The sequence below is a fragment of the Nocardia sp. NPDC058666 genome, from assembly GCF_042714895.1.
Classification (GTDB): Bacteria; Actinomycetota; Actinomycetes; order Mycobacteriales; family Mycobacteriaceae; genus Nocardia.
Genome location: NZ_JBHXRY010000011.1, coordinates 70546 through 97543, shown reverse-complemented (window position 1 = coordinate 97543; position 26998 = coordinate 70546). Strand labels below are relative to the sequence as shown.

The window sequence follows — 26998 nt, the reverse complement described above, 5'->3', positions numbered from 1 at the left end:
ATGTTTGCCCTATGGCTCGCGAAGACGAACTACGCACTTACATGAAGAAGGCGATCCGGGAACTGCAGACCACCCGGGCACGTCTCGACGATGTGGAGGCGCGGGCCACCGAGCCGATCGCGATCGTCGGCATGGCATGCCGCTATCCGGGCGGGGTCACCTCGCCGGAGGAACTGTGGCAGGCGGCGGTGGACGGTCGCAGCCTGGTGTCTGAGTGGCCGGCCGATCGTGGCTGGGATATCGAGGGCCTGTTCGATCCGGAACCGGGTGTGCCGGGCAAGTCGTATGTGCGCACGGGCGGCTTTCTCGACGGCGCCACCCAGTTCGACGCGAACTTCTTCGGGATCAGTCCTCGTGAGGCGCAGGCGATGGATTCGCAGCAGCGGCTGGTGCTCGAGACCGCCTGGGAGGCGTTCGAGCGGGCGGGCATCGACCCCACGACCGTACGCGGCAGTGCCACCGGTGTTTTCGTCGGTTTGATGCCGGACTCCGAAGCTCCGTCCTCGCGTGACCTCGACGATCGGGTGCGCGAGACGATCGAGCACTTCCTGATGACCGGTCAGGCATCCAGCGTCGCCTCGGGGCGGGTGTCGTATGTGCTGGGTCTGGAAGGGCCGTCGGTCACCGTGGACACCGCGTGCTCGTCGTCGCTGGTCGCGATCCATCAGGCGGTGCGGTCGTTGCGCTCCGGCGAGTCGACCTTGGCGTTGGCCGGCGGTGTCACGGTGATGGCGACGCCCGCCGCGTTCGTCGCGTTCTCCACCCAGCGGGCGCTGGCGGCCGACGGTCGGTGCAAGTCCTTCGCCGCCGGTGCTGACGGCACCGCGTGGGGCGAAGGCGTGGGCATGTTGCTGCTCGAGCGCGTTTCCGAGGCTCGGCGCAACGGTCACAAGATCCTGGGTCTGGTGCGTGGGACCGCGGTGAACTCCGATGGGGCGTCCAACGGTTTGACCGCGCCGAACGGGCGGTCGCAGCAGCGCGTCATTCGGACCGCGCTGGCGGATGCCGGGTTGACCACGACCGATGTGGACGTGGTCGAGGCGCACGGCACCGGAACCCGGCTCGGTGATCCCATCGAAGCGGAGGCGCTGCTCGCGACCTATGGTGCCGAGCGCGACGGTGCGCAGGCGCTGCTGCTGGGGTCGCTCAAGTCGAATATGGGGCACACGCAGGCGGCCGCGGGGGTCGGTGGGCTGATCAAGATGGTGATGGCGATGCGGCACGGGGTGGTGCCGCCGACGCTGAACGTCGACGAGCCCACGCCGCATGTGGACTGGTCCGCGGGCACGGTTCGGTTGGTGACCCAGGCGCAGCCGTGGCCGGAGACCGGGCGTGCGCCGCGTGCTGCGGTGTCGTCGTTCGGGATCAGCGGCACCAACTCGCATGTCGTTGTCGAGCGGGGGGACGACGTGCCCGCGGATCGGCCCGATGTCGTTGCGCCGGTGGTTATTCCGTGGGTGGTGACCGCCCGCTCCGCGGACTCGGTGACTGCTCAGGCCAGTGCCCTGCTCGACCGGGTCGACGCGGATCGTGAGGTCGAAGCGGTCGATATCGGCGCGTCCTTGTTGGAGACTCGCGCCCGGTTCGATCACCGTGCCGTGATCGTCGGGCACGATCTCGAGGAGCTGACCGAGGGGTTGCGTGCACTCGCGCAGGGGCGTTCGGTGCCGAATGTGGTGCGCGGCACCGTGACTGCTGCGGTGACGGCGGTGATGTTCCCCGGCCAGGGCGCGCAACGCGTCGGCATGGGGCGCGAACTGTACGACGGCTTTCCGGTGTATCGGGCAGCGTTCGACGAGATCTGCGCGGAACTCGATCAGCACCTCGAAACCCCTTTGCGTGAACTGGTTTTCGCCGACGAGGCAAGCGAGGCCCTCGATCGCACCGAGATCACCCAGGTTGCTCTGTTCGCGACCGAGGTGGCGCTGTACCGACTGGCCGAATCATGGGGCCTGCGACCGGCATTCGTGATGGGGCACTCAATCGGTGAGATCGTGGCGGCCTATGTGGCGGGGGTGTGGTCGCTGGCCGACGCGTGCACCCTGGTCGCGGCGCGTGGCAGGCTGATGCAGTCCGCGCCCGCCGGTGGTGCGATGGTCGCGGTCGCCACCGATGCGGCGACCGTCGCCGATCTGATCCGCCTCTACGACGATGTCAGCATCGCGGCCGTGAACGGGCCCGCGTCCGTGGTCATCTCGGGTGCGGCGAGTTCGGTCGAGGCCATCGCCGAGCAGTTGACGGCCGACGGCGTGCGGACCACCCGGTTGCGGGTGAGTCACGCCTTCCATTCGCCGCAGATGGACGCGGTGCTGACGGAATTCGGTGCCGTGTGCCGCGGTCTGACCTATCGTCCGCCGACGCTGCCGGTGATCTCGGCGCTCACCGGCAAGGTGGCCGAGGCGGCGCAACTGTGTTCGCCCGAGTACTGGGTGAGTCACCTGCGCGAACCCGTCCGCTACCTGGATGCGGTGCGGTGGGCGCGTGAACAGGGCGGGGTGACCTGCTTCGCCGAGATGGGGCCCGGTGCCGCGCTGACGGCGATGGTGCACGAAATCGCCGACGACGGTGAGGCTTTGACCGCTGCCGCGCTGCAGCGACCCGGCATCGCGGGTGACCTCGCGTTCGTCGCGGGACTGTCGGCGCTGTACTCGAGCGGGGCCGCGCTGGACCTGTCCGTGCTGTTCGAAGGGTCCGGCGCGCGGTCGGTCGAGCTGCCGACCTACGCCTTCCAGCGTGACCGGTACTGGCTCGCGGTGTCGGAGGGCAGCAATGTGCGTGGCGCCGGGCTCGACGCCGCCGAGCACCCGCTGCTCGGTGCGAAGATCGGCCTCGCTCAGGACGGTGGGCTGTTGCTGACGGGACGACTGTCGCTGCACTCGCATCCGTGGCTGGCCGGGCACCGCATCGGTGACGCCGTGCTGCTGCCCGGCACGGCGTTCATCGAACTCGCTTGGCACGCAGGACAACTGGTGGACTGCCCGGTCGTTGGTGAACTCGTGCTGGAATCGCCGCTCGTGGTGCCCGAGAGCGGCGCGGTGGAGCTGCAGGTGATCGTCGGTCCGGCGCAGGAGTCAGGGCACCGGACGGTCGGGGTGTATTCACGTGTGCAGACTGCATCCGGCGAAGAACTGCCGTGGGTCGGACATGCCACTGGCACGTTGCAACCGTCGGCCGAGATCGCGAGGGTTCCGGCCGATGGGGGTGCGTGGCCGCCGGTGGGCGCTGTCGCGGTGGTGGTGGGGGAGCCGTATGAGGCGATGGCGGCCGTCGGGTATCACTACGGGTCCGCCTTCCGCGGTCTCGGGCAGATCTGGCGTCATGGCGACGATGTGCTGGCCGAAGTGGCGCTGCCCGAGTCGGATGCCGCGGAGGCTGCCGACTTCGGGCTGCATCCCGCACTGCTCGATGCCGCACTGCACGCGATGATCGCGACCGGCACGGTCGGGCCGACCGAATCGGGCAAGATTCGCCTTCCGTTCGCGTGGGAAGGTGTGTCGCTGCACGCGGTCGGGGCGACATCGCTGCGTGTTCGTCTCACGCCCGCGGGCACGGACCGGATCCGGCTGGAACTGAGCGATTCGGCGGGCAGGCCTGTCGCGGGCGCGGAATCCCTTGCGCTGCGCGAGATCTCGCTGGAAGCCTTGGGGCAGCGGCCGCCGACCTCGGAGGGCGGGCTGTACGAGATGAACTGGGTGGGGGTTCCGGGGGTCGAACCTGTTGGGGGACAGGGCGAATGGACCCAGCTGGAGTCTGCGGCCGAGTGCGTTTCGGTGGAGTATTGCGAACGAACCGACAGGAACCTCGTTGTCGTGCGCGTTCTCGGCGATGCCATCGCGCCCGGCTCTACGGTCGATCGCGCCACCGATGTCGAGCCGACCAGTCGGCTCCGCCCGGATGCCCTGCGCGAGTCCGTCATTGCCGTGCAGACGGTTGTGCAGGAACTGCTGGCCGATGACCGGTTCACCAAGGCACTGATCGTTTTCGTGACCAACGGCGCGGTGGCGGTACACGGTGCCGAAGATGTCGCCGATCTGGCCGGTGCCGCCGTGAACGGACTGCTGCGCACCGCGCAGAACGAGCATCCAGGCCGCATCGCGCTGCTCGATCTCGATGGTCGCGGCGACTACCGGGAGGCGGTGTCGATCGCCGCCACGCACCCCACCGAGCCGCAGCTGGCGATCCGGCACGGTGAAACGCACGCGCCACGCCTGGTCCGCGCTGGGGCGGACACAGTCGGATCGGCCGAACTGCTCACCGGCGGCGACTGGCAACTGGTCGACCACGGTCGGGGAACTCTCCACGGCGACAACATGATTCTGACCCCGCAGCCCGAAGTGGAGCCGCTGGGACCGGGGCAGGTACGGATCGCTGTCCGGGCGGCGGGTGTCAACTTCCGTGACGTGCTGATCGTGCTCGGGATGTACCCGATCCCCGACACCGCCATCGGTGGTGAAGGTGCGGGCGTGATCGTCGACATCGCCCCTGATGTCACCGATTTCGCGGTGGGCGACCGGGTGATGGGCATCTTCACCGGCGTCAGTGCCACCGTCGTGGCCGATCAGCGGACCGTCATCGAGATCCCGGCCGGCTGGTCCTTCGAGGACGCCGCCGCCGCGCCGATCGTGTTCGCGACCGCCTACTACTCGCTGGTCGACCTGGCGAAGGTGCGGGCGGGGGAGTCGTTGCTGATCCACGCCGCCACCGGTGGTGTCGGGATGGCCGCGGTACAACTGGCCAGGCATCTCGGGTTGGACCTGTACGTCACCGCCAGTCCGGGCAAGTGGGATATGTTGCGCGCGAACGGCTTCGCCGACGAACGGATCGGCAACACTCGGACCACCGACTTCAAGGAGAAGTTCCTCGAGGTCACCGCTGGTCGCGGTGTCGACGTCGTGCTCGATTCGCTGGCGGGCGACAAGGTCGACGCGTCGCTGGACCTGCTCCCGCGCGGCGGTCGGTTCATCGAGATGGGCCTGACCGACCTGCGCGACGCCGACGAGATCGCACAGACCCATCCGGGCGTGCGCTACCAGAACTTCATCCTGATGGAGGCGGGCCCGGACCGGTTGCACGAGATCCTGACCGAGCTGCGCACACTGTTCGAATCCGGTGTGCTGCAACCACTTCCGGTGACACGCTGGGATGTCCGGCGCGCACCCGAGGCCTTCCGGCAGTTGAGTCAGGCCCGGCACGTCGGCAAGTACGTGCTGACCGTGCCGACCCCGCTGAATCCCGACGGCACCGTGCTGGTGACCGGCGGCACCGGCGGGCTCGGCGCACTGGCCGCCCGTCACCTGGTGACGGCATACGGTGCTCGACACCTGCTGTTGACCAGTCGCCGCGGACCCGCCGCAGATGGTGCGGGCGAACTCGCGGCCGAGCTGTCCGCACTGGGCGCCCAGGTCGACATCGCCGCCTGCGATGTCAGCGACCGCGACGCCCTCACCGCCCTGATCGCCGCGATCCCCGCCGCACACCCGCTGACCGCGGTGGTCCACACCGCCGGCGTCGTCGAGGACGCCCTGTTCACCAAGCACACCCCCGAACACATCGCAAAGGTGTTCCGCCCCAAGGCCGATGCCGCCTGGCACCTGCACGAACTGACCAGCGAACACGCCCTGTCGATGTTCGTCCTGTACTCCTCGATCGCGGGCCTGCTCGGCAACCCCGGCCAGGCCAACTACTCCGCCGCCAACGGTTTCCTCGACGCGCTGGCCCACCACCGCAGGCACCGCGGCCTGCCCGCGACCGCCATGGCGTGGGGTCTGTGGGAGCGCGGCACCGGCATCACCGGCCATCTCACCGAGCGTGACCTGCAGCGGATGCGCCGCGAAGGCCTGATCCCGCTCACCGACGACGACGGCATGGCCCTGTTCGATGCCGCGCTGACGACCGGCAGGCCGCTCGCGGTCCCCGCCCGCCTGGACCTCACCGCGCTGAGCGCGCTGGGCGACGTGGACGACATGCCCGCGATGCTGCGGTCGTTGCTGCGCGGTGGTCCACGCCGGGCGGCCGGGAGCGGCAGCGACGAGTCGGTGAAACTGCTGTCGAGCCTGATCGGGCAGGAACCCGCGGAACAGGAGCGGATCATTCTCGGCGTCATCCGCTCACACGCGGCCGCGGTCCTCGGCCACGCGTCCGCGGAGGCCGTTCCCGCCGAAACCGCGTTCACCGACCTGGGTTTCGACTCGCTGGGCGCCGTGGAATTCCGCAACCGCCTCGAGGCCGCGACCGGCGCGAAACTGCGCACCACGATCGTGTTCGACTACCCCAACGCGGCGGCACTGGCGAACTACCTGCGCACCGAGATCGCCCCCGTGGACGACCCCGGCGCGCGGATCGTCGGAGAGCTCGACGCACTCGCCGCCGGTTGCGTCGGCGTGGAACTGCCGCCGGAGCGGGTCGACGAACTGATGGCGCGCATCAACGACCTCGTGCGCACCCTGCGCGGCGGTGCCGACAGCGAGCTCGTGGACAACATCGACGGTGCCGACGACGACGCGCTGTTCGACCTGATCGACCAGGTCCGTTCGGTCTGAGTGAGAAAGCGAGAATCGAATGGCCACTGAAACGGAATTGCGCGCCTATCTCAAACGCGCCACCCGGCAGCTGCAGGAAACCCGGCAGCAGCTCGGTGACGAGCAGGCACGCGCACGGGAACCGATCGCGGTCGTGGGCATGTCGTGCCGGTTCCCCGGCGGGATCACCTCACCGGAACACCTGTGGGAGGCGCTGATCCAGGGCCGCGACCTGATCACCGAGTTCCCGGCCGATCGCGGCTGGGACGTCGACGGGTTCTACGATCCCGACCCGGACAAATTCGCGAAATCCTATGTGCGCGAAGGTGGTTTCCTCGACGGTGCCGGTGAGTTCGATGCCGGGTTCTTCGGGATCAGCCCGCGCGAGGCCGAGGCGATGGACCCGCAGCAGCGGCTGTTGCTCGAGCTCGCTTGGGAATCGGTCGAGCAGGCGCGGGTGGACCCGATGACGTTGCGCGGCAGCGACACCGGTGTGTTCGTCGGGTTCAGCGATCAGGGTTACGGGTTCGGCGCCACGCAGGCCTGGGACGGTGCGGAGACGTACTACTTCACCGGCAATCACGCCTCGATGGCGGCGGGTCGGGTCGCGTATCTGCTCGGGCTCGAGGGTCCGGCGGTCACCGTCGACACTGCCTGCTCGTCGTCGCTGGTGGCCGTGCATCAGGCGATGCAGTCGCTGCGGCTGCGGGAGTGCGGGATGGCACTGGCCGGGGGTGTCACGGTGATGTCCACGCCGATGCCGTTCGCGCTGTTCTCGCGTCAGCGTGCGCTCGCGCCGAACGGGCGGTGCAAGTCGTATGCGGCGGGCGCGGACGGGACCGCCTGGGGTGAAGGGGTTGGATTCGTTCTGTTGGAACGGCTTTCGGATGCCCAGCGCAATGGGCATCGGGTGCTCGCGGTGCTGCGCGGGTCCGCGGTCAACAGTGACGGTGCGTCCAATGGGCTCACCGCGCCGCGTGGTCCGGCGCAGCAGCGGGTGATCGGGTCGGCGCTGGCCAATGCCGGGCTGCGGGCGGCCGATGTCGACGTGGTGGAGGGGCACGGCACCGGCACCGTGCTGGGCGATCCGGTGGAAGCGCAGGCCCTGCTCGCGACCTACGGGCAGCGTGAGGGCGGGCCGCCGTTGTTGCTCGGTTCGGTGAAATCCAATATGGGACATACACAGTCGGTGGCGGGGATCGCTGGGCTGATCAAGATGGTGCAGGCGATTCGCCACGGGATGGTTCCGCCCACCCTGCACGTGGACGCCCCGACCTCGCACGCGGACTGGTCGGGAAATCGTATCCAGCTCGCCTTGCGGCCACAGTCGTGGCCCACGACCGGGCACGAGCGCCGAGCGGGGGTGTCCTCGTTCGGCATCAGCGGCACCAATGCTCACTTGATCGTCGAACAAGCGCCGGAACCTACAGAGCCCGAGCACGATTCGGCCGACGAGCGGTCGACACCGAGGCATACGTCTACGCCGAGGCCGATGGCCGCGCAGGTGCCCGCGCTGACTCGACAGCCGCTGCTCCAACAGGAGACGACGCACCCACCCCTTCCGTGGCTGTTGTCGGCGCGCAACCCGGCCGCACTGTGCGACCAGGCCGCACGTATGCGCGAAACAGCCACGAATTCCGCGCATGACCTCGCCGACATCGCCCACTCCCTGGCAACCACGCGAACACGCTTCGACCACCGTGCCGTGGTGGTGGCGAACACGCGCAAGGAGTTCCTGGATGGGCTCGATGCCGTCGCCGAAGAGCGCACCGCCGCCTCGGTCGTCCTGTCACGCCGTGGCGCCGGCGGCAAACTGGCGATGATGTTCCCCGGTCAGGGCGGCAAACTCGTCGGCATCGGCAGCGGGCTGTACGACATGTACCCGGTGTTCGCCGAGGCCATCGACAAGCTCTGCGCCGCGTTCGACGCCCACCTCGAACACCCGCTGCGCGCAGTGATGTTCGACGACGGGGAGCTGCTCGCACGCACCGACTACACCCAGCCCGCTGTTTTCGCACTGCAAGTCGCGCTGTTCCGCCTGCTCGAATCCTGGGGAACGACACCGGATTTCGTCGTCGGCCACTCGGTCGGCGAACTCTCCGCCGCACACGTGGCGGGTGTGTTGTCCCTCGAAGACGCGGTCACCGTGGTGGCAGCGCGCGGTCGGTTGATGCAGCGCATGGCGGCGGGGGCGATGATCTCGGTGCGGGCCTCGCTCGCCGACGTCACCGCCTCACTCGCCGGGCACGAGGCGCAGGTATCGGTCGCCGCGGCCAACGGGCCGAACGCCACCGTGATCGCCGGCGATACCGCCACCGTCGGCGAACTCGCACGGCATTGGCGCGACCGCGGCCGCCGAGTCGCGCGGCTCGGCGTCGACCGTGGCTTCCACTCCCCACACGTGGACGCGATCGCCGACGAGTTCCGCGCGGTCGTGGCGTCCGTGCGGCTCGAGGAACCGAGGATCCGCATGATCTCCACCGTGACGGGCACGGAACCGGCACCGGGGCAGCTGACTTCGATCGAACACTGGGTGCGCCAAGCCCGCGAACCGGTGCTGTTCCACGACAGCGTGCTGCGATTGCACGAAGCAGGCGTTGCCACCTACCTCGAACTCGGCGCGGGCGACACGCTGTCCGGCTTGGTCTACGAGGTACTCGCCGACACCGGCAGCACCGCCATCCCGGTCTTGCGGCCGGGCGCCGACGAAGCGACATCGGCGGTGAAAGGCGTTGCGGGAGCATGGGTTGCCGGTGCCGAGGTCGACTGGTCGGCACTGTGCTCCGACGAGACGACCAGGACTGTCGACCTGCCCACCTATCCGTTCCAACACCGCCGCTACTGGGTCCACACCGACAGCGCCGTGCTGGAGAGCATGATCGGCGCGGCCGGCGCCGAACTCGCCGGTGACGGATCCGGCAACCAACGCCACGGGACGGTCAGGGAGCTGCGAACCGTGCGGCCCGACTTCCAAGCTGTCCCGCAAGACCAACGCGCCGAAGTCGCCGTGCGCCTGGTCGTGGCCCAGATCCGGGAGATTCTCATCGACCTACCCGAGGACGAGATCGACCTCGACGCAACAGTTCTCGCGATCGGCCTGACCTCCCTGTCCGCGCTGGAACTGCGCAGCAGAATCAATGTCGCCGCGGGAACCCACCTTTCGCTGGAGGACCTGTTCACCCACCCCACGCCCCGCGCGCTGGGTGCCGTGCTCGCCACCCGTATCTGGAGCGACGCGTCGACCCACCAGGCGGTGCTCGCATGACCGGCCTGTCGGCGGTGCGCGGCACCCTCACCTTCGAACAACTGGTACCCGCCGCGCTGGCCCATCGGCGCGGCCTGGCCGAGGTCTACGTCGCCGACACCGCGATCGTGGGCAGCTCGGAATTCGTAGTCGCAGTGCAGGTTCCGCGGGCGCACTCGCTGTGGTTCGATCGGCTGGTCGGCTACCACGACCCGTTCTCCGCGCTGGAGGCCGTGCGCCAGGCCCTGCTGGTGGTCGGTCAACGGCACCTCGGTGTTCCCGCCGACGCGCCGGCGAGCCTGCAGCGGATGTCGTTCGCGGTGGAGGATCTGAGCGTGTTCCGCGACAGCGAACGGGACCCCTTCGAGGGGATCGTGCGCCTGCGTCCAGGGGCTGCGGGTACCGGGCGCGGTTACTACCACGATGTGTCCTTCGATGCCACGCTCACCGTGCGCGGCGCGCTGGCAATGACCGTGCGCGGCAGCGGGATCACGTTCCCGCGCGAGGCCTACGACGAGTTCCGCGCCCTGCAGCAGGGCAAGCGCGCCGGCCTCGCCCCGGTCGCCGCCCGCCCGGCACGGCGACTACCTCCTGAACTGGTCGGACGCCGCGATCCCCGTAACGTCGTGCTCGCCCGCAACACCGCGCAGGAGATGGTCGTGGTGGTCGACCGGGCGCACCCGAGCTTCTTCGACCACCAGTACGACCATGTGCCCGGCCCGCTGCTGCTCGAAGTATTCCGGCAGGCTGCAGTCGTGGCGGCGACCGACGCCGGGTTGCTCGAATCCCCGGTCGCCGCGGTGATCGACGTCGAGGCGCAGTTCACCGACTTCGCCGAGTTCGACGCCGAGATCACCTGCACCACAGCCGCTGTGGGCGACCTCGACCTCGACGAGATCACCGTCGAAGTCGCCCTGCACCAGTACGGCAACCGCATCGCCCTCGCGCACGTCGAGCTGGCGCACTATCCCGTGTCGCGGGAAGCAGAGGAGAACGCATGAGCACCCCATCGTCAGGCGCGCGGTTCGCGGTGATCGGCGGCGGCCTGTCCGGCATCGGCGCCGCGTTCGCCCTGCACCGGGCCGGCCACACCGTGGAACTGTTCGAGCAGGACTCGGTGCTCGGTGGCCGCTGCGGGTTCGACACCCTCGGCGGCAGGCCGATCATGATGGGCGGCAAGAACATCGGGCGACACTACGAGCAGTTGCGCGAGTTCATCGCGGCCTCGGGACATCGCGCGTTCGAGGAGTTCGGGATCAACAGCTCGCAACTGATCAACGACGAACTGGTGACCCTGGACAACCCCGGCATCGCCGGTTTCGTCCGCCACCTGCTGCGGATGGGCTCGCCGGTCGACGCGGCGCGGATGCTGTATTACGGTGCGCGCGTGCGGTTCGACGAACGCCACCGCTTCCTCGGCTCGGACTACTTCGGTGCCGCGGGCAACGATGATGTGGCTCTGGGCGCGCACTTCGGTGCCGACTTCGGACGTAACGTCTTGCGGCCATTGACCGTTCGGCTGAATGCTGCCGAGCCCGACGAGGTCTATCTCGGCGCGTTCGGGGTGAGCCTGGGCATGGTGCAGGACCGGTACGACCAACTCGTGGACGGGATGCAACCGGTGTTGGACTGGTTCGCCGGGCAGGTGGCGGTCCGGCTCAACACGCGCGTGGATCGTCTCGTGGTGCGAGACAGCCGGGTAGCCGGACTGGACGCGTCGGAAAACGGCGGCCCCACAACGTTTTCCGAGTACGACGGCGTGGTCGTCGCGATCCCGGCCTACGCGGCCGCGGCCCTGCTGGAACCGGTGATCCCCGCACTGAGCAAGGCGCTGAGCGAGGTGGCCTACTACCCGTCCACGGTGGCGGTGGTGCAGTACGAGAAGCCGTTCTTCGGCAGCACCGTTCGGTCGATCGCGTTCGATTCCGGCCCGTGCAGTGCCGCCGGTGTGTACGGCGTCAACGACCTCGACATCGTCCGCTACACCTTCAGCGGGCGCGAGGCACGGCCAGTCCCCGACGCGCAGCAGCTGGCGCGGTGGATCGACGAGGCCGAAACGAAAGTGCGCAACCACCTCGGCGGACCGCCGGTGGCTCGGGTGCGCACCGAGACACGCAGCTGGGCCGCGGCACACTGTGCCTACCTCCCCGACCACGCCGGGTTCCGCACGGTGGTGCGTGAACAGACCGAATCCGTTGCGGGACTGGCACTTGCGGGCGACTACCTGCTCGGCGCGCAACTGGAAGCCTGCTACCGATCCGGCGTCGCCGCCGCGCGCGCGTTGGTCGCCTGACATGGGCGGCGCCGCGGGAAAGCTACGCGGCGCCCCTGGTGTGCACCAGATCGTCAGCCAACAAGGCGATGCGGGCCCGCAGAATGCCTTCCGCGGTGGTCAGATCGAGGTCGGTCAGGCCGCTGACCCGCCGCAACCGGTAGTCGATCGTGTTGGGGTGCACGTGAAGTCGGCTGCCGGTGGCTTTGCGGTTCAGGCCCGTGGCCATGTAGGTCCGCAGCGTTTCCAACAGCTCGGGATGGTCGCCCAGCGGGGCGATGACACCGGCGAGATGTTTGCGCGCCGGACCGGGCCGGGTCAGCTGGTATTCGATCGCCACATCCGAGAGTTGGTACAGCCCCGGCGGTTTCGCGATGCCACGCACCAGATCGAGCAGTTCGTGTGCCTCCTCGGTGGCCGTCGGGATCCGCTCGGTCGAGGCGGGCACCAGGGTCGCGGTGAGCCGCACACCCGAGGTCGCGCTGATCGTGCCCAGCACCGCATCGGTCAGCTGCGGCATGTCCGGTTCATCGCTGGGGATCAGCAGGGTGCCGCCGTTGGTGCTCAGCAATGCCAGCGACCGCGAGGCGAACGCGTCGGCCAGCGCCGCCTGCACCCGTCGCAGCTTGCGACGCGCGACCACCTGGGCATCGACACGCGGATCGAGTTCCTCGGGCAGTTCCGGAATCATCAGTGCCACAACCTGATACGACTGCGCCACCCTGATCCCGGTCTGCCGGGTCAGCGCGCCGACCCCGTGCCCGCTCAGCAACGCCGACACCATCGTCTGCGCTCCGGTTTGATGTTCCTTGGCGACCTGGCGCTGCTCGTCGAGGTAAGCACTGGTCACCGTCGCGTTGATCACCTCGAGCGTGCGCAGCAGCAGCCGGGTACCCGCCACGACCTCGGCCAGATCATCGGCGGTCACCTGACCGACGACGAGTTCGAACCCGATCCGGAACCCCTCGGCGTACGCGCGCAGCAGCGTCCCGACGGGCACACCTTCGCGCGCGTGCTGCGCCGACGCGGCCCGCAGCGCCACCAACTGCTGCTCGGACGGGGTGGTGCGCTTGTCGAGCATTTCCATCGCCAGCATCAAACAGCGGCGGGTGAACTCGGTGATGTCGCCGCGCATCGCCTCGCTGGGCAGCGACTGGCACGGCATGACGTTCTCGGCGAAATAGGTGACCAGGTGCGAAACCAGGTCGTCGGCATTGCCGAGAAAGCTCGACACGGATCGGCCGTCCGCGGTGGTGATCGGGTGCGGGACCCGGTCGATAGCTGAGAAAGTCATCGAGTTCACTCCGTTGTGCAGGCAGCGAGGGGGGGCTCAGGTGCGTCCTGTGTGAATCGCAACATAGCCACAATCGGAGTCGTAGTTGCCCGTCCCATCACATCGCCTGGTGGGCTCACGAGACCTCGGGAGCCCGATTGTGTGGACTCACAAGCGGGGGTGCGGGTCGGCGAGTTGCTCGCGCAGGGTGTCCAAGCCCATGCCGCCCAGTCGCAAGGCGCGGGTGTGGAAGTCCTTCACGTCGAATGCCGCGCCCGCGCGTTCACGGGCCTCCTCGCGGGCCGTGAGCCACATGCGTTCGCCGAGTTTGTAGGCAGGCGCCTGACCCGGCCAGCCCAGGTAGCGGTCGATTTCGTCGCGGGCGGTGGTTTCGTCGACCAGTGTTCGGGTGAGCAGGAATTCCAGACCGAGATCGGGAGTCCACCGCTCTCCCGCGTGAAAGTCATTGCCCGCGGGGATCTCCCATTCCAGATGCATCCCGATGTCCACGATCACGCGCGCGGCACGGAACAGCTGCTGGGCCAGCATCCCGAACAGGTCGCCGTCATCGGTGAGATAGCCCAGTTCCTGCATGAGACGCTCCGCGTACAGCGCCCAACCCTCGCCGTGCCCGGAGGTGAACGACATCATCCGCTGGTACTTGTTCAGCGAATCCGCCTCGCGCACCGCGGTCGCGATCTGCAGGTGATGGCCGGGCACGCCCTCGTGGTAGACCGTGCTGGCCTCGCGCCAGGTCTGGAAATCCTGTTTGCCCTGCTCCACGGACCAGGTCATGCGGCCGGGACGGCTGAAATCCGCGCTCGGGCCGATGTAGTACGCGCCGACCACGCCTCCCGGCGGTGCGATGGTGCACTCCAGGGTCATGAGTTCGTCGGGGATCTCGAAGTGCTTGTCGCGCAACGACTCCAGCGCCTGGTCGGATGTCTGCTGCATCCAGTCCCGGAGCTCGTCCTGTCCTGTCAGGGTGTACTTCGGGTCGGCGTCGAGCAGGGTGGCTGTGTCCGACAGTGACGCCCCCGGCGCGATGCGGTCCGCGATCGCCGCCATCTCGGCTTCGAGCCGGGCGAACTCCGCCCAACCCCAGGCATAGGCCTCCTGCAGGTCCAGGTCGGCGCCGGTGAAGTAGCGCGACCACAGGCGGTAGGTCTGCTCGCCGACGGCGTCGGTGACCGGTGCGATCGGCACCAGCTCCGAACGCAGGAAGTCTGCCAGCTCGGCGTAAGCGCGTTCCGCTGCCAGGGCGCCCTGGCGCAGGTCGGTCAGCGGAGCACCGTCTAGTTCTTCCGCGGCGGCCACGAAGGTGCTGAAGAACCCTTCCTTTCCGGCCGCACCCGCCCACGTATCGGCCTGCTCGGCCACCTTCACGACCTGCCGCAGCGCGCAGATCTGTCCGCGCCGCACCCCGACCAGCAGCGAGGCCCGCACGCCGGCCAGCGCCTCGGGCACTCCCGCGAGTCGCCGCGCGATCACCGTCCAGTCCGCGGCGGTGTCGGTGGGCATCACATCGAACACCATCCGAATGTTCTGCACCGGACTCTCGATCACATTCAGCGAGGTCAACGGCAGTCCGGCGTCGTGGATTTCCACTTCGAGTCCGATGCGCTCGATGAACACGGCCTTGGCCACGCGTTCGCTGTCATCGGTGGGTTCGGCGGACTGGATGGCGCACAATGCCTTTCGTGCCAGCTCGGCTCGAACAGCATGTCCCGCGGGCGAATAGTCGGTCAGCGTGTCGTCGTGTCCGGGCAGGCCGAACATGGTCGCCAACACCGGATCGGCGGCCGCGGCCTCGTCGACGTACCGATCACAGATCTCGTGCACACTCTCAACCATGTAGACACGCTAACGGTCTTCGGGCGCGGGCGCGTCGGCCGCGTGCTCGGCCCGGAGTCGGTGAGACTGATTCGCTATGGATCAGTTGGTGCTAGTGCTGGCGATATTGCTGGTGGCGATCATCGCGGAGTCGGTGTCCGACCGGATCGGGGTCGCGTCGTCGATCCTGATGACCGTGTTCGGCTGCGTGCTCGCGCTGATCCCCGCTGTTCCCCAGCTCGAGATTCCACCGGATGTGATCCTGCCGCTGGTGTTGCCGCCGCTGCTGTACGCCGCGGCCAGACGCACCTCCTGGCGTCAGTTCGCCGAGAACTGGCAGGTCATCACGCTGCGGGCGTTCGGGCTGGTGTTGGTGACCGCGGCCGCGGTGGCGACGGTCTTCCACGCCTGGAACCCGGCGACCCCGATCGCGGTCGCGGTGGTGCTCGGCGCGTTGGTGGCACCGCCCGATCCCGTGGCGGCCATGGCGATGGCGGGCAAGCTCGGGTTGCCGCGGCGGTTGATCGTGCCGCTGGGCGGGGAGGGTCTGTTCAACGATGTGACCGCGATCGTCATCTACTCGGTGAGTGTGCAAGCGGTGGTCACCGGCCTGTTCTCGCCATGGCACGCCCTGCGCGACTTCCTGATCGCCGCGGTCGTGGGTGGGCTCGCGGGGCTGGTCTTCGGCTGGTTCGGCGCGAAACTGACCAGCTGGCTCAGCACCGTCACCTGCGAAATCTCGCTCAGCCTGCTGCTGCCGTTCATGGCCTACGCCACGGCCGAGCACTGGGAAGGGTCGGGCGTGCTCGCGGTGCTGGTGTGCGCGCTGTACCTCACCGACGCGCTCACCAAGACCGTGGACCGCAGCTACCGGCTGGTCGCGGACTACTTCTGGGACATCATCGAAATGCTGATCACCGGGTTCGCATTCGCGTTGATCGGCCTCGAACTGCAGGTGGTGCTCGAAACCGCGGGTAGCGACTGGCGGCAGCTGGCGGGGGTCACGGTCGTGGTGGTCGTGGTGGTGGTGCTGGTGCGGCTGATCTGGTTGCTGGCGACCTGGTGGCTGATGCTGCGGTACTCCAAGAAATACGCCGAACGCGCACCCCTGAGCTGGCAGGAGGTGGTCGTCACCTGGTGGGCGGGCATGCGCGGCGTGGCCACGGTCGCGCTGGCGCTGGCCATCCCGTTCACCATCGAATCCGGCGCCGACTTCCCCGCCCGGTCGCAAGTGCTGTTCATCGCCTTCGCGCTGGTGCTGTTCACGCTGCTCGTGCAAGGCCCGACCCTGCCGTGGCTGGTCCGCGTCACCGGCGTGCACGCCGACACCCAGCAGGAACGCGCCTACGAACGCGACCTGTGGACCAGGGTCGTGCGCGCCGAACTCGACACCCTCAAAGCCATCGCGGTCCGCGACGACCTGCCCGAAGACCTCTACGACAACATCAAAGACAACCTGCGCCGCTTCACCGCCAAAGCCGACCCCGAAGCAGCCTCCGACGACGCCAAAGCCACGGCGGCCCTGGAGCGAGTACGCGAACGCCGCGACACCGTGCGCGCAGTCCGCGCCGAGGTCAACGAGGCCGGCCGCACCGTGGCGTTGGAAGCTCGCCGCGAACCCGGTATGCCACCCGAAGTCGTCGACCGGGTGATCCGCCGCCTCGACCTGGGCCCGAATTAGGACTGGCGGAAGTCTTCACGGGAGACGATGTTCCATGACGCAAGTTGGACAAGGTTTCGCGGGCCAGCGGCGGCGCGACAATGATCGATGAGTCGGCAATGTCAGCCGCGGCCAGTAATGGGGGTCGCAGTCTCAGTAATGGAAGTGTTCGCTACGGAGTGTACTGGCATGAAGCGATCGCGAACTCGCCCTTGCCTTCGTTAGTGCTCACACTCTTATCGCCAAGAAGAATCTCGCAGGTAACCGAGTCGCTTCCAGGAATGCTGTTCTGGGCACTGATCTGGTAAAGGATTGCGTCAGATTTCGTAGAAATCTTCTTTTCCCACGGGATGGTCGCTTCAGTTTCCTGTGAAGTCTGCGTTCCACCGTCAGTGTAGGTGATCGACGCTTGCGTTGTACCGCCCACCTTGTATGTGATCTCATCACTGCTGGTGCCGGTGCTACTACAGCCAGATAGGAAAACGGCACCTGCGGCCATTACCGCTGCGATTGCTGATACTCGACGCATAAAGCGACTCCTCTCAACGGACGACGCTGCTGGAGTCATAATATCAGGCGCATGTTTCGCAACAGCATCAATTTCTTCCCGGCTAACTGGGCAGCCGATAACCGCCGGGATGTCTATGGCGGACTGGTGCCTTGGTGCTCGCGGATTGCAAAAGGACCGAGGGCTGTCTCTGGAGAAGCATCAACCTCCCTGAGTCCGAATTAGGACTGGCGGCGCACCATTTCGGTGATCCAGGTGGGGGCGAAAGGGGAGGTGCAGCCGGGGGGAGTTGGGTAGTCCTTCAGGACTTGGAGGCGTTCGCCGATGTCCAGCGCGCGGGGGCGGTAGTCGGGGTGGGAGATGCCGATGTAGGCCAGGCAGTGGTTCATCGCCCATTGGAGGCGGTCGGGGGCGGTTTTCATGTGCTTTTCGATGAGGTCGAGTAGGGCTTCGAGGTCTAGGTTCTCGGGCTTTTTCGCTACGCGGTCGGTGGTCAGGGCCCAGCCTGCGCTGGCGACCACCGGGTCTGGGTCGGTGAACCAGGCTGTGCGCAGTTCTTCGGCGTGCGGGTTCTTCTTCACGACGTAGTTCACGAGCCAGTCATGGACTTTGGGGGTGCGGGACTGGCGCAGCATGGTGTCGAGCTGATCGCGGTCGAAGGATTTCGGGCGACAGATCAGCAGGGCGAGCAGTTTCGCGGCGGTATCGTCGGTGGACCAGAGTTGTTGTGCCAGTTCATGTTGTGTCTTCAGGCGTTTGGCCAGAGCGCGCAGTGCGGTGAGGTTGACGCCGTGGTCGTCGCCGTGTTTCTCGTTGACCGCACGCATCTTCGGGTCATTCATGGCGACCAGTTCGGCCATCACTTCGTCCACGGTCATTTATGCCTCGGGGGTGCGGGACAGCACCGCCACCAGGAAATCGGAATCGTCGGTGAAGGGGCGTAGATCCCAGGTCGACAGCAGCAGATCGGGTGTGAGACCGGCGGATTCGGCGTCGGCGAGGAACTCTGCGAACTCGTAACCGCGGTCCGCGCCGAACCCGATGACGGCTCGGCCGGTCGGCGCGAGATGGCGGGCGAAATTCGTCAGTACCGCGGACCGGGTGGACGGCGCCAGAAACGTCACCACATTGCCCGCGCACACGATCGCGTCGAAGTCGCCGGGCACATCGAGTTCGGCCAGATCCCCGACCAACCACGTCGGCCCCGGATAGTCCGCCCGCGCCGCCTCGATCAGCACCGGGTCCACATCGACACCCGTCACCACGTGACCGGCACTGTGCAGATACCCGCCAACGCGCCCCGGCCCACACCCGGCGTCGAGCACCCGACCACCACGCCCCAGCAGCGCATCGATCAACCGCGCCTCACCCACGATGTCCTCACCCTTGGCAGCCAGGTCCCGAAATCGCTGCACATACCAGCTCGAATGCGCCGGATCAGCGGCAACGAGCTCCTCCCAGCCGCTGGGCGTGCGCTTGCTCGACGCGTCCATGATCGCTGCCTTCCGCCGCGGACAATCTGTCAGGGGCTTGCGGACCAACCGTATCGGGTTGCCGTGCTCGTGCCCCAGCGCCTCGGCCGGGCATGGCGGGTACACCCGCGCGGACACTTACCGCTGATACTCCCGGACATAGTCCGTGTCGACTCCCACCGCGCCCACGACAGTCGCGCCACCCGGGTGACCCAGCGGAGCCGCGCGTCCCGGCAAGGGCTCGCTGAAGAAGCGGGCGTTCTCGAAGACGAATTGTTCCTGCCCCGAAGGGATATCGTCCTCGTAGTGAATCGCCTCCACCGGGCAGACCGGTTCACACGCGGCGCAGTCGACGCACACGTCGGGCTGGATGTAGGCCATCCGCTCGCCGATGAAAATGCAGTCGAGAGGGCATTCCTCGACGCAGGCACGATCCAGGACATCGACGCAGTCGGCACCGATCACAAACGTCACGTTGCGCTCCTTCGGTTCTCGCCCGCGACGCGGGGTGGTTCCGATCCTGGTCCGAATCGGCCCGCCCGGGTAGGGGTGCACTGCCTATCACCACATAAGCGGCACTTATGCGCTCCGAAAATTGCCATATGCGCCGATTCGGATTCGTTGGCACGATCGAGGGGTCGAAACAACCGAGACGTAGGGGAAACGATGACGATTCTGGTTACTGGGGCAACGGCGAATATCGGTCGGATGGTGGTGGATCAGTTGATTGCGGGCGGGGCGGGGGATGTTCGCGCGTTGACCATCGATCCGGCGAAGGCGGCGTTGCCTGCGGGGGTGGAGGTGGTGCGGGGGCATTTGGGGCGGCCGGAGAGGTTGGGGGTGGCGTTCGAGGGGGTGGATCGGATGTACTTGGCGCCTTCGCAGGGCGACGTCTCCGAGGTGCTCGAGGTGGCGCGTGCGGCAGGGGTGCGGCAGGTGGTGGATCTGTCGGGGGAGCCCGAAAGTTGGTGGGGCAGTGTGTGTACCGCTGTCGAGGGCAGCGGGATGGAATGGACGCATCTGTGGCCGGCCGACTTCATGGAGAACACGCTGTCGTGGTCCCAGCAGATCCGTGCGGCCGGGTCGGTCCGGGAACCGCACCCGGAGACCGCGAGCGCGCCCATCGCGATGAACGACATCGCCGCGGTGGCCGCCACCGCACTGCTGACCGACGGTCACCTCGGCCGCGCCTACTCGCTCGGCGGACCGGAAATTCTCACTCGCGCCGAGCTTGTCGCGCAGCTGGCCGATGCCCTCGGCCGCGACATTCCGTTCGTGCGGTCCAGCCGGGAGGAGACCATCGCCGCCCTGACACCGACCATGGGCGACACCACCGGCTGGTACGTCGACAACGTCCTGCTCGGCTTCGCGCCACCTCCGGAATCGCTGCCGATCACCAGCGTGGAGGACATCACCGGGCGCCCGGCCACCACCTTCGCCGCGTGGGCGCGCGCCAATGCCGCCCGCTTCGCCGAGGGCTGATATACCGCAGCGGAATTCATTGCCCAGCGACAGGAAATGTTGTCTGAAACAAGGAACAGGCCGCTACAGAGGGAATTCGACTAAACCTTGTGCGCGCGGGGGCAGGTGTAGCGCATCGGGTGTCACGATGTGGCGATTCGCGTGTTTTCTCAGGGTTCGGCGGTGGGGCAGTGGCAAGGATATGGGTGCCGATAGGGCGTCTGGTCGCGGCGGTCGTTTTGATTGTCGCGACCATTGTCGCGCTGCACGGAAGTTTACCTGGGACTGTTGATCCCGGTAATTCTGGCGTGAATTCGCCGATCGCTGTCGCCTTGATGCCGGTGTTGCTGTTGGTGTCGGTGGTGATCCTGCTGGCGGGGGTGCTGGTGAGTCAGCATCGGTTGCCGCTGGCGATGCCGGCGTCGGAGACGAATCTGCGGGTTCAGCTGTCGTTCAAGCGGTTTGCGGTGCTGGTTCCGGTCGCGCTCAGTGCGGTCGCGTTGACCTTCGCGGTGGGAATCACGATGTTGTTCGTGTTGCCCGGTGCCACGCGCACACCGCGCGCGGTGACAGCGGCGGAAGAAGGGGCGCCGCCGCTCGAGCCTGCCGCGGCCGAGGGGCAGATCGTGGATTCCGTGGTCGATTCGTCGGGGCTGAACGGGACCGCCTTGGTGATGACAGTGGGGTTGGCGGTCGCGCTGATCGGCGTCGCGCTGCTCGGACTGGTCGGCGTCACTGTGGCGACGCGGCGCGAGTCCACCGATGAGGTGGCGGAAACGGCCGAGGAGACAGTGGCCAACACCGTCGATTCGCTGACCAGGGCCGCGGAGATGGGATTGGCCGCGATGAACGCCCCCGGCCAGGATCCGCGCACCGCGGTGATCGCCTGCTACGTGGCGATGGAGGCGGGGCTGGCCGCGGATCGTGCTGCGGCGCCCCTGATTTCGGACACGCCCTACGAGGTGCTGCAGCGCGCGTTCGACAGCGGAGTGCTGCACGACGACGGCGCGCACGAGCTGGTCGCCCTGTTCGAAGAGGCCAGGTTCAGCCCGCACGCGACGCTGTCGTGGCAGCGCATCCGCGCCGAACAACTGCTGCGCCTGGTCCTGGCCGACCTGCAAGCCCGCACCGAAGTCGCCGCGTAACCGCTGCTGTCAGCGAACCCCCGCGCCCGCATGTGACCGAGCACAGGGGTGGTGGTGAGTACACACAGATCGATGTCGGGCGCGCTGTGGCGTTCCGGTCCGGTGGTGAGAATTCACGTATCGACCGCTGGCGCAGGAGGGTCCATGGCAGACAGGCAGATTCCGACGGGGCGGCTGGCGCGTGGTGCCAAGTTGGGTCGGTTGGCGGCCGGGCAGGCGGCGCGCGGGGTCGGCACCCGGCTGGCGATGGTGGGGCGCACCGAGCAGGCGCGGCAGGTGATGGCCGCGCGATCCACGCTGCAGGCCGCGCAACAGATCGTCACGGTGCTGGGCGGGATGAAAGGCGCGGCGATGAAGCTGGGCCAGATGGCGTCGGTACTGGATCTGGACCTGATCCCGGAAGACTATCGGGAGATGTTCCGCACGAAACTGGCCGCGCTACTCGACAGCGCACCCGAGGTGCCGTTCACCGACATGATGGCGGTGGCGCAGCGCGACCTCGGCGATCTGGGGCGGATATTCGCCGATATCGACCCCGAACCCGTCGCGGCGGCATCGATCGGACAGGTGTATCGCGCGCAATTGCACGACGGTCGGCTGGTGGCGGTGAAGGTGAAATACCCCGGGGTGGACCGCGCCGTGCACGCGGACATGCGCAACATGCAATTCTTCAGCGGGCTGTGGAAGGCGTTTCTGCCCTCGGCGGGCGATACGAAAGTGCTCGACGAAATCGCGCAACATATCGTCGCGGAGCTGGATTATCGGCAGGAGGCGCGCAATCAGCATCGCGTGGCCGGCCGTTATCGCGGCCATCCCTACATCACCGTGCCCGACAGTATCGGCGAATTCTGCACCGACAATGTGCTGGTCACCGAATTCTTCGAGGGCCGACCGTTCCAGGACATTCGCGAACTGCCCGCGCGGCTGCGCGATCACGTCGGTGAACTGGTGTACCGGTTCTACGTCACCGGCATGTACGCCGACGGCGAGTATTGCGCCGACCCGCATCCGGGCAATGTGTTGGTCGCGCGGGACGGGCGCGTGGGTTTCGTCGATTTCGGGTTGTACACCACGATCGAACGGGAACACCTCGAGTTGGAGCGGCAGGTGATGTGCGCGGCCGAGCTGTTCCGGGGCGACGAGGTGTATCGACTGTGGGCGCAGCGCGGCATCGTCGAGCCCGGTTCGGTGGTCACCCCACACGATTGCCTCGAATACGTGTGGTCGGTCGCGGGCTGGCACCTGCTCGACGAGAAGATCACCGTCACCCCCGAACTCGCCACCAGCGCCGTGGTCCTCGCGGCGGACCCGCGCGCCGCCGAACACCGCAGCGTGCGAAACCTGCTGCTGCCACCCGAACACGTATTCTCCCGGCGCGCAGACCTTTTCACGCTGACCGCGCTGGGCCGGATCGAGGCGACCCACAACTGGCATCGCCTGGCCAGGGAATGGCTGCACCACGAAGCCCCGACCACCGACATCGGTCGCGTGATCGAGGCGTGGCGTCGCGCCGAGATCAGAGCGCGGCAGTGACGAAATCCGCTGCGGCGCCGGCATGGCGGGCATAGCTGGTGTGGGCGTTCCAATCGCTGCCGTCGGGGTCGCAGACGGGGTCGTTGTCGTTGCAGATATCGAGGGTGCGCTCGGCGTAGGGCCCGGTGATCTCCTTGCCGATGCCGCGAATCGGGTTGCCGAACAACAGGATCGCGGCAATGCGCGACTCGACCTGCTGCGGCAGGGTGGCCACGATCGGGCCGCCCACCTTGGCGCCTTCACTGCTGATGCCGATCGCGTTGTCCACCACGTTGGCCCCCTGCGAGTACCCGACCAGCACGAAACGCTGGTCCGGGCAGGCCGCGGCCTGTTTCACCACATGGTCGACCAGGTCCGTATTGCCTTTCTGCACCGAGGCGGGCTGATCGAAGTTCGCCGGGTACGCGACCCGGTACGCGTCGACGGTGCCGGGCAGCGCGTCGTTGATCGCGGCATATACCGGATTGCCGACGACGATCCCGAGATGATATTTGCTCCAGATCCCGCCGGGTTCGTTGCTGCCGCGCGCCGCAACTACATGCACGTCAGCGCAAGTGGGCGCCGCCGCGGCGGTTCCGGTGCTCAGTGTCGTTGCCGTGGCGGCCGCGATGCCCGCGGCTACGGCGAGAGCTGCCGCGCGGCGAGGTCGTTGAATTGTCATGGGCGAAGGGTAAATAGCGTGCGCCGCATGTCGAGGCCACGTGGTTCGGTATTGAGTCGGGTCATCAAGGATTGCGTCACGACGTGCGTTTCCCGCACAACAAAAGTCCGTTCGCGAATCGAATTCCCGGCGCGGACCTACGTTGAGCCGATGCTCTCAGCTCGGCTCGGCGTTCGCACCCGCATTCTGGCGATCGCGCTCATCCCCAGTCTCACCCTGCTCGTGCTCGGAATGCTGACGGCGGGAAATCTGGTCCGTGACAGTTACCGCGTCCAGAACTGGGTCGATGATCTCGAACGAATACGACCGGCCGCCACCGAAGCGCTCGCGGCCACCCAATCGGAGCGGTTGCTCTCGCTGCGGCAGCTGACCGGCAGCGAGCCGATCTCCGGGCTGGCCGCGGCGCGGATACGCGTGGACCGGGCCTTCGAGCAGCTGGTCGAAGCCGACGCCACCCGCCACCAACGCTCAGCCGAACTGCCCGCCCAGCGGGCGAAATTCGGGCAGGCCCTTGCCGCGTTGCGGGTCGGGGTCGACACCGGCAAGGTCTCGGTCGCCGACGCCTACACCTTCTTCAACGCGCCGTACGCGATGTTCGGTGACGGGTTCCGCCGGGCCCAGCAGGCCGCGCCGGACTCGATTCTGGCCACCAGAGTGTCCGAGGCGCTGCGGTTGTTGAGCGCCACCGAGGCGATGTCGCGCAGCAATGCTGTTGCCCTTGCTCTGGTCAGTTCGCAGGGTCGGGCGTTTCCGCTCGAGGAATTCACCACGCAGGTCGGTTTCTATCATGCCGAGATCAAGAATTTGGCGGCCGAAGTCGGTTCGCCGCACAATCGCCTATTGCTCGATCTCGTGAACAGCGATTCCTGGCGACGGCTGTCGGCGATGGAAACGGCGGTCAATCAACGTTTCGCCGCGCGCACGACGTCGGTCGATGCCGAAATGCCGATGGCGATTCTGGAATGGCAGCAGACCGCCGACAATGTTGTCGGTGGTCTGTTCGACGCGTATGCCGGTCAGCACGAATACGCCCGCGTCAGCGCCGAGCAGGTCGCGCACCGCACGGAACGGTCGGGCTTGGTGACCGGGGGCATTGTGCTGTTGGGCAGCGTGGTGGCGTTGTCGATCGCGGTGGTGCTGGCCGACCGGATCATCCGGCGGCTGCGGCGATTGCGGGCCGCTACCCTGGTGATCGCCGACGAACAGCTGCCCAGCGCGATCCGCCTGGCGACACAACATTCCGAGATCGACGACAGCGCGCCGACGCTGGACTTCGGACGCGATGAAATTGGCGAGGTGGCACAGGCTTTCGAACATGCCGCCGCGGTCGCGCTCACTGCCGCGGTCGACGAAGCGCGGCTGCGCGACAGCGTGGAAACAGTGTTCGTCAACATCGCCCACCGCAGCCAGGTCCTGGCGCACCGCCAGCTCGAGATCCTCGACGAGGCCGAACGCGCACAGCAGGACCCCGCCCTGCTCGAGGTCTTCTTCCGCCTCGACCATCTGGCCACCCGGGAGCGGCGCAATGCCGAGAACCTGCTGATTCTGGGTGGCAGCAGGCCCGGAAGGCAATGGCGCCAACCGATTCCGATGGTCGACGTCGTGCGCAGCGCGGTGGGGGAGACCACCGAATACACCAGGGTCCGCGTCGCCCGAATGCCCGACATCGCGGTGAGCGGCGCGGTGGTGGCCGACCTGATCCACCTGATCGCCGAACTGGTGGACAACGCGACCGCGTTCTCCCCGCCGGACGCGAAAGTGGAGATCAGCGGCGCGATCGTGGGCAAGGGCACGGTGGTCGAAGTCAGCGACCAGGGGATCGGGCTGACCGCCGCGGAGTTCGACAGCTACAACGACATGCTCGCCACCCCGACCGGATCCGGGCTCACCGCCTTGGCGCGGGATTCGCGGATGGGTTTGTTCGTGGTCGCGCGGCTGGCCGACGCGCATGGCATCTCGGTCCGGCTGAACGAATCCGACTTCGGCGGGGTTCGGGCCATCGTGCTCGTTCCCTCCGCGCTACTCGCGGAGACCGTCGCGAGCGGGGTGACCGCTTCCGATGGCAAGGGCAGCAACCACGAGGCCTCCCGCTGACACGTATTGCGACCAGCGCTACTCGTCCGACATCGCGAGCGAGGCCGAGCAGAGATACGCAGTTCTACCGATGCCCGCACACCGGGGCTCGCGGCACGCTGAACACGCGGTGCGAAACGCGTGAGGAGCGTCCAATGACCGAAAGTCAACAGTCCGGTATCGCCCTGCTGACCAGGCCGGAAACGGCCTGCGTTGGGCGGGAGCCCGAGCTCGATCGGGTGGTGCGGCTGGCCGGGTCCGCCGACCGTTGGCTCGGCACGGTGCGGCGCCAGGTGATCCGGTCGATCGCGGCCCTGTGCCTGGAATTGGTCGACGAACAGACCGCGGATGCGGCGATCGGGCAGTTCGACCACCGTGCGGTGGAGTGGGCGCGCGACGGCGTTTCCGTGGAAACCATTCTCGACACCGTGCACCGGTGTATGCGGATTATCCTCGAACCCGCGGGCGATATCGGCCCGCTCGAGGTCGTCGACCTGCTCGGCAAGGCCTCCGCGGCCATCGCGGGCGCCTACCTGCGCTGTGCGCTGGAACCGTCCGGGCACAACGGCCACGCCAGAGACACGCTCGCCGAACAGTTGATCACGGGCAGTCGCTCCCGCAGCGCGGCCCGCGATTGCGGCGTCGCGCTCGCCGCCGAGTACTGGGTGCTGGCGATCGACATCGGCGACGAAACGCGGCCCGACGGCACCGACGGGCTCGACGAGCGGGTGCGGTCCCGGCGCGCGGTCAACCGGGTGCGGCTCGAGCTGAATCGGTGCTGCGACGGTGACGCACTCGCGGCGCTGTCCGGACAGGGCGGCACCGTGTTGATCCCGACCACGGACCGCCCCGAAGAACACGTCGACCAGGTCACCGCCGCGCTGTCGCGTGCCGCGTGCCGCCCACTGACGGTGACGGTGGTCCGTTCGGCGCGCGACGACATTCCCGCCGCGGCGGAATGCGCGCACGAACTGCTCGAGGTGGTGCGGCGGATAGGCCGCCAGGGCGAGGTGCATCGATTCAGCGATTTCGCCCTCGAATATCAACTCAGCCGCCCCGGCCCGGCCAGGGAATATCTGCGCACCCTGCTCGCGCCGCTGCATGATCATCCCGAATTGTTGGAAACCCTGCGCTGCCATATCGCCAATGATCTGAACCGACGCAAAACCGCACGCATGCTGCACCTGCACACCAATACCGTGGATTACCGCATTCGGCGCATCGCGGACCTGACGGGTCTGGACGCCAAGCAATGCCCCGACCTGTGGTACCTGCGCTCCGCGCTGGTCGTGGCGGACGTGCCGATCGAAGGAAAACAGCAGTGAGGCAAGATATCTCGCCGAAT

17 protein-coding genes are annotated in these 26998 nt (G+C 67.5%); 10 read left to right on the top strand and 7 right to left on the bottom strand.

The window, feature by feature from the left end; translation table 11 throughout:
* Nucleotides 1–11: 11 nt before the first annotated feature.
* From ACFWVD_RS22020 to ACFWVD_RS22005, 4 genes are read left to right on the top strand one after another with little or no spacing between them, the layout of a single operon-like run.
* On the top strand, nucleotides 12–6539 hold the full coding sequence (locus ACFWVD_RS22020; protein WP_379245616.1) for a type I polyketide synthase: 6528 nt from the start codon (nucleotides 12–14) through the stop codon (nucleotides 6537–6539).
* A gap of 19 nt (nucleotides 6540–6558) precedes the next feature.
* Entirely contained in the window at nucleotides 6559–9783 is a 3225-nt protein-coding gene (locus tag ACFWVD_RS22015; RefSeq protein WP_379245614.1) for a type I polyketide synthase, read from the top strand.
* A complete protein-coding gene (locus ACFWVD_RS22010; protein WP_379245612.1) occupies nucleotides 9780–10763 on the top strand; it encodes an AfsA-related hotdog domain-containing protein in 984 nt (327 codons plus the stop codon). Before ACFWVD_RS22015 ends, ACFWVD_RS22010 begins: the two co-directional genes overlap by 4 nt.
* A complete protein-coding gene (locus ACFWVD_RS22005) occupies nucleotides 10760–12055 on the top strand; it encodes an FAD-dependent oxidoreductase (protein ID WP_379245610.1) in 1296 nt (431 codons plus the stop codon). The genes ACFWVD_RS22010 and ACFWVD_RS22005 overlap by 4 nt, the downstream gene beginning before the upstream one ends.
* 22 nt (nucleotides 12056–12077) lie before the next feature.
* On the opposite strand, the gene ACFWVD_RS22000 is transcribed toward ACFWVD_RS22005, so the two are convergent.
* Both ACFWVD_RS22000 and ACFWVD_RS21995 read right to left on the bottom strand, forming a co-directional pair.
* Nucleotides 12078–13328, bottom strand: a complete 1251-nt coding sequence (locus ACFWVD_RS22000; protein ID WP_379245608.1) for a PucR family transcriptional regulator — start codon at nucleotides 13326–13328, stop codon at nucleotides 12078–12080.
* Between the two features lie 147 nt (nucleotides 13329–13475).
* The gene (locus ACFWVD_RS21995) at nucleotides 13476–15161 is read right to left on the bottom strand and encodes a DUF885 domain-containing protein (RefSeq protein WP_379245607.1); all 1686 of its coding nucleotides are present in this window, start codon (nucleotides 15159–15161) and stop codon (nucleotides 13476–13478) included.
* Nucleotides 15162–15237: 76 nt separating this feature from the next.
* On the opposite strand from ACFWVD_RS21995, the gene ACFWVD_RS21990 reads away from it, so the two are divergent.
* On the top strand, nucleotides 15238–16821 hold the full coding sequence (locus ACFWVD_RS21990; RefSeq protein WP_379245606.1) for a Na+/H+ antiporter: 1584 nt from the start codon (nucleotides 15238–15240) through the stop codon (nucleotides 16819–16821).
* Nucleotides 16822–16972: 151 nt separating this feature from the next.
* On the opposite strand, the gene ACFWVD_RS21985 is transcribed toward ACFWVD_RS21990, so the two are convergent.
* From ACFWVD_RS21985 to fdxA, 4 genes are all read right to left on the bottom strand, one after another.
* On the bottom strand, nucleotides 16973–17329 hold the full coding sequence (locus ACFWVD_RS21985) for an MmpS family transport accessory protein (protein ID WP_379245604.1): 357 nt from the start codon (nucleotides 17327–17329) through the stop codon (nucleotides 16973–16975).
* A 200-nt stretch (nucleotides 17330–17529) separates the two neighbouring features.
* Complete coding sequence (locus tag ACFWVD_RS21980) at nucleotides 17530–18186, bottom strand: DNA alkylation repair protein (protein ID WP_379245602.1); 657 nt, start codon at nucleotides 18184–18186, stop codon at nucleotides 17530–17532.
* Nucleotides 18187–18801 (bottom strand): class I SAM-dependent methyltransferase, encoded by a 615-nt coding sequence (locus ACFWVD_RS21975; protein ID WP_379245600.1) that lies wholly within the window; start codon nucleotides 18799–18801, stop codon nucleotides 18187–18189.
* Between the two features lie 117 nt (nucleotides 18802–18918).
* Nucleotides 18919–19254, bottom strand: coding sequence for a ferredoxin (gene fdxA / locus ACFWVD_RS21970; RefSeq protein WP_379245598.1), 336 nt, complete (start codon nucleotides 19252–19254; stop codon nucleotides 18919–18921).
* 192 nt (nucleotides 19255–19446) lie between these two features.
* Between fdxA and ACFWVD_RS21965 the strand changes: the two genes are divergently transcribed.
* From ACFWVD_RS21965 to ACFWVD_RS21955, 3 genes are all read left to right on the top strand, one after another.
* Entirely contained in the window at nucleotides 19447–20262 is an 816-nt protein-coding gene (locus ACFWVD_RS21965; RefSeq protein ID WP_379245596.1) for an NAD(P)H-binding protein, read from the top strand.
* Between the two features lie 287 nt (nucleotides 20263–20549).
* On the top strand, nucleotides 20550–21386 hold the full coding sequence (locus tag ACFWVD_RS21960; protein ID WP_379245594.1) for a DUF4129 domain-containing protein: 837 nt from the start codon (nucleotides 20550–20552) through the stop codon (nucleotides 21384–21386).
* A gap of 144 nt (nucleotides 21387–21530) precedes the next feature.
* Nucleotides 21531–22919 (top strand): ABC1 kinase family protein, encoded by a 1389-nt coding sequence (locus tag ACFWVD_RS21955; RefSeq protein ID WP_379245592.1) that lies wholly within the window; start codon nucleotides 21531–21533, stop codon nucleotides 22917–22919.
* Here ACFWVD_RS21955 and ACFWVD_RS21950 read toward each other — a convergent pair.
* A complete protein-coding gene (locus ACFWVD_RS21950; protein WP_379245590.1) occupies nucleotides 22903–23580 on the bottom strand; it encodes a cutinase family protein in 678 nt (225 codons plus the stop codon). The two genes, ACFWVD_RS21955 and ACFWVD_RS21950, sit on opposite strands and share 17 nt — an antisense overlap.
* A gap of 150 nt (nucleotides 23581–23730) precedes the next feature.
* On the opposite strand from ACFWVD_RS21950, the gene ACFWVD_RS21945 reads away from it, so the two are divergent.
* Together ACFWVD_RS21945 and ACFWVD_RS21940 are read left to right on the top strand one after the other, a co-directional pair.
* A complete protein-coding gene (locus tag ACFWVD_RS21945) occupies nucleotides 23731–25674 on the top strand; it encodes a nitrate- and nitrite sensing domain-containing protein (RefSeq protein WP_379245588.1) in 1944 nt (647 codons plus the stop codon).
* A gap of 134 nt (nucleotides 25675–25808) precedes the next feature.
* Nucleotides 25809–26978, top strand: coding sequence for a PucR family transcriptional regulator (locus ACFWVD_RS21940; RefSeq protein ID WP_379245586.1), 1170 nt, complete (start codon nucleotides 25809–25811; stop codon nucleotides 26976–26978).
* The last annotated feature ends 20 nt before the right edge of the window (nucleotides 26979–26998 follow it).